Below are 3,320 nucleotides of genomic sequence, written 5' to 3'. Positions count from 1 at the left end.
CGCCCACTTTGTCTGCCAGCCCACCATGCCCTTAAATTTTGCCGAGTTTGTGCATTTTTGCAAAAAAGACCCCCCCGCCCTCCTAGCCCGTTTTTTAAAAGAAGGCAATTTGCCCGCTACGCTGTTTTTGCCCCCCCATGCCAAAATCCGCTACAAACAAGATATCTGCGCGCTTAGCTTTGGTGCGCATTTTGATCTCTTTAAAGCCCTCCTTTTTTTCCAAGCCAAGAGTATCAGCACCCACCACCTCTATACCCAGCTTAAAAAACACCTCAAAACCTCCAAAAACACGCTTTATTTCTTTTTAGCCACATTGCAAAACAGCCTAACTCTTTTTTTAATCCCCAGCTATTTTAAAGCCCCCCCTAAACTTTACTTCTATGACTTTGCTCTGCCCTATGCTTTTAGCCACACCCACTCCCTAGCCCCCGTCTTTGAAAATATGGTTGCTTTGGAATTGATCCGCCACTTTGGCTTGAAAGCTCTGCGCTACCACAATAATTGTTTGATCGTGCAAGGTTCTAGCCTATTTGCTTGTTTTCCCTATGCTTTCCCCACCCCAGAGAGTTTAGAACACCATTTATCCTTGCTCTTAAAAGCCCTGCCCCCCATGCCTATTTTGGTGATCTCCATCAACTACACCCATGCTGGTTGGCTTGCTAGCGGGCAGACCTACCAAACTTATAGTTTTAGCCATTTTTGCCTCAATATTCTCCCTGCCCTTTAATTCTCTCTTAGCCACTTTGGGCTAAAATGCCCTTTTAATTCTAATTTATAAGGATGGTTTTGATCGCCCGTGTGCCAACCAAGCAAATTTTTGTCGGTGCTGTGCCTGTGGGTGGGGGTGCGCCCATTAGCACCCAAAGCATGGCATATAGCCAAACCTGCGACATACAAGCCACTAAGGCACAGATTGACCGCTTGAAGTTAGCCGGGGCGGACTTTGTGCGCGTGGCGGTGCGCCATAAAAAGGACGCTAACGCCCTCAAAGAGCTTAAAAAGGTGGCAAGCTTGCCCTTAATTGCTGATATACACTTCCACCACCATTTGGCTTTAATTGCCGCTGAAAGCGTGGATGGTATCCGCATCAACCCGGGCAATATCGGGTCTAAAGACAAGATCGAGGCGGTGGCTAAGGCTTGCAATGCCCGTAACTTGCCCATCCGCATTGGGGTCAATGGGGGGAGTTTAGAAAAGCAATTTGAAATCAAATACGGGGCAAATGCTGAGGGCATGGTGCAATCTGCGCTTTATAACATTAAACTCTTAGAAGATGCAGGTTTTAGCAATATTAAGGTGTCTTTAAAAGCTAGCGATGTGGAGCGCACCATACAAGCCTATGAGCAATTACGCCCTTTGACTCCCTACCCCTTCCACTTGGGCGTTACAGAGGCGGGGAGTTTGTTCCATGCCAGCATTAAAAGCGCGATAGCTTTAGGGCATTTGCTAAGGCAGGGCATTGGGGATACCATGCGCGTGTCCATCACGGGCGAATTAGAGGAAGAAATTAGAGTGGCTAAGGCGATTTTGCGCTACAGCGGGCGGCAAAAAGAGGGCATTACCTTCATCTCATGCCCGACTTGTGGGCGCATTGAGTCGGATTTAGTCGCTTTGATGGCACAAGTGGAGCAACGCCTAGCCCATATTAAAATCCCCCTAGATGTGAGCGTGATGGGCTGTGTGGTTAATGCCCTAGGGGAGGCAAAACATGCCGACATCGCCATCGCCTTTGGCAAAAAAAGCGGTTTAATCATCAAAAAAGGGCAGGTGATCCACAAGCTCCCCGAAGATCAACTTTTAGAAACCTTTGTCGCTGAGGTGCAAGCTTTAGCCAACCAACACCAAAACGAGGAACAATATGCAAAAATTTAAACTCTTTGTGAGCAATTACCAAAACTCCCCAGAATACCGCAAACCCCTAGCCTTTGGGATTGCCAAAATCCAACGCGGGCAAAAGAGCGGGAAACCTTTGAGCGTAACCTATCCGGTTTTAAATTGGGGAGAGGAAAATTTGGGCTCTTATTCGGTTTTTATGGGCGTGGTGAAGGATAGTGTCCCGCTGTACCAAATGGACGCAGAGGACAAGCAGGCATCTGAAGTGGTCTATGGCGTGGATAAAGCCTTTATCCAGCAAGCCCTCAAGCTCTATGCCCCCTTTTTAGAGGAAACCTTGCAAGATGAAAACAAGCATAAAAATATCCAAGTGCTTGTCGAGCTCATCAAGGCTTTTAGAGAAAAACGCCTTTATTACACGCCCTCTAGCCTTGATCCTTACACCAGTTACGACCATGAAACCCAGCAGCATGTTTCTAAAGTCTCCATGCAAGATTGTTTTAATTATCATTTGGTGGTGCTGTATGCGGACAAGCCATGCCAGAGTTTGGAGAGCGCTTACATGAAACTCTTAGCCCTCTCTTTGGGTAAAGCCCCATTGCGTAGTTTGAATTTAGAGGGTATTTTTAATCTCCTACCCAATGTGGCTTGGAGTGGGAATACCGCCTATGAACTGGATTGGCTCAGAGAACAAGAGGTCAATTTAAAAATGCGCGATGCCTACCCCTGTATTGACTTTGTGGATAAATTCCCCCGTTACTTGATGCAGGTGATCCCCCAATATGACAATATCCGCCTATTAGATAGTGCTAAAACACGCTTTGGGGCGTATTTGGGTAAGGGGGGCTATACCCAAATGCCCGGGGCGAGTTACATTAACTTTAATGCGGGCGTGGAGGGGGCTTGCATGAATGAGGGGCGTATTTCCTCCTCTGTGATTGTGGGCGAGGGCACAGATGTTGGCGGAGGGGCAAGCATTTTGGGCGTGCTCTCTGGAGGCAATAGCAAACCCATTAGCATTGGCAAAAATTGTTTGCTGGGAGCTAATTGCGTGGTGGGGATCAGTCTGGGCGATGGGTGCATTGTGGATGCGGGCATTGGGGTCTTGGCAGGCACAATTTTTGAGCTCTCAAGCGAGGATGCAGAGCAACTCCAAGTTGTGAATGCGGATTTTAAACCCCGTGCAGATAACCTATATAAAGGAAAAGAGCTCTCAGAGCTGCATGGCGTGCATTTTAGACAATGTAGCCAAAGCGGGAAAATGGTGGCTTTTAGAAGCACACGCAAAATCACCCTCAATCAGAGCTTGCATGATTAATGCTTAGGTTTGCGTTAAATTTTTATCAAGGTGGGACATGATGTTAATGAGTGTCAGATGGGTTTTGGCTATCCTCTTTTTAGGTGTGTTTTTATGCGCCCAAGATACCCCTAACCAACAAGCCCCCAACAACCCCCAAACCAACCAACCCCTAAGCCAGCAACAACCC

3 protein-coding genes are annotated in these 3,320 nt (G+C 47.4%); all 3 read left to right on the top strand.

Going from position 1 to position 3,320, the window contains the following annotated elements; translation table 11 throughout:
* Positions 1-727 (top strand): ATP-binding protein (locus C5684_RS08965; protein WP_104640090.1); only part of this gene is annotated, 727 nt, incomplete at its 5' end.
* Between the two features lie 53 nt (positions 728-780).
* Positions 781-1,872, top strand: coding sequence for a flavodoxin-dependent (E)-4-hydroxy-3-methylbut-2-enyl-diphosphate synthase (gene ispG / locus C5684_RS08960; protein ID WP_199764545.1), 1,092 nt, complete (start codon positions 781-783; stop codon positions 1,870-1,872).
* Complete coding sequence (locus C5684_RS08955) at positions 1,859-3,151, top strand: 2,3,4,5-tetrahydropyridine-2,6-carboxylate N-succinyltransferase (RefSeq protein WP_104638576.1); 1,293 nt, start codon at positions 1,859-1,861, stop codon at positions 3,149-3,151. The genes ispG and C5684_RS08955 overlap by 14 nt, the downstream gene beginning before the upstream one ends.
* Positions 3,152-3,320: the final 169 nt, after the last annotated feature.

The organism is Helicobacter bizzozeronii (genome assembly GCF_900196775.1).
Taxonomy (GTDB): domain Bacteria; phylum Campylobacterota; class Campylobacteria; order Campylobacterales; family Helicobacteraceae; genus Helicobacter; species Helicobacter bizzozeronii.
Note: the sequence above shows the minus strand (reverse complement) of the source record. Positions and strands in the feature narration are given on the sequence as shown.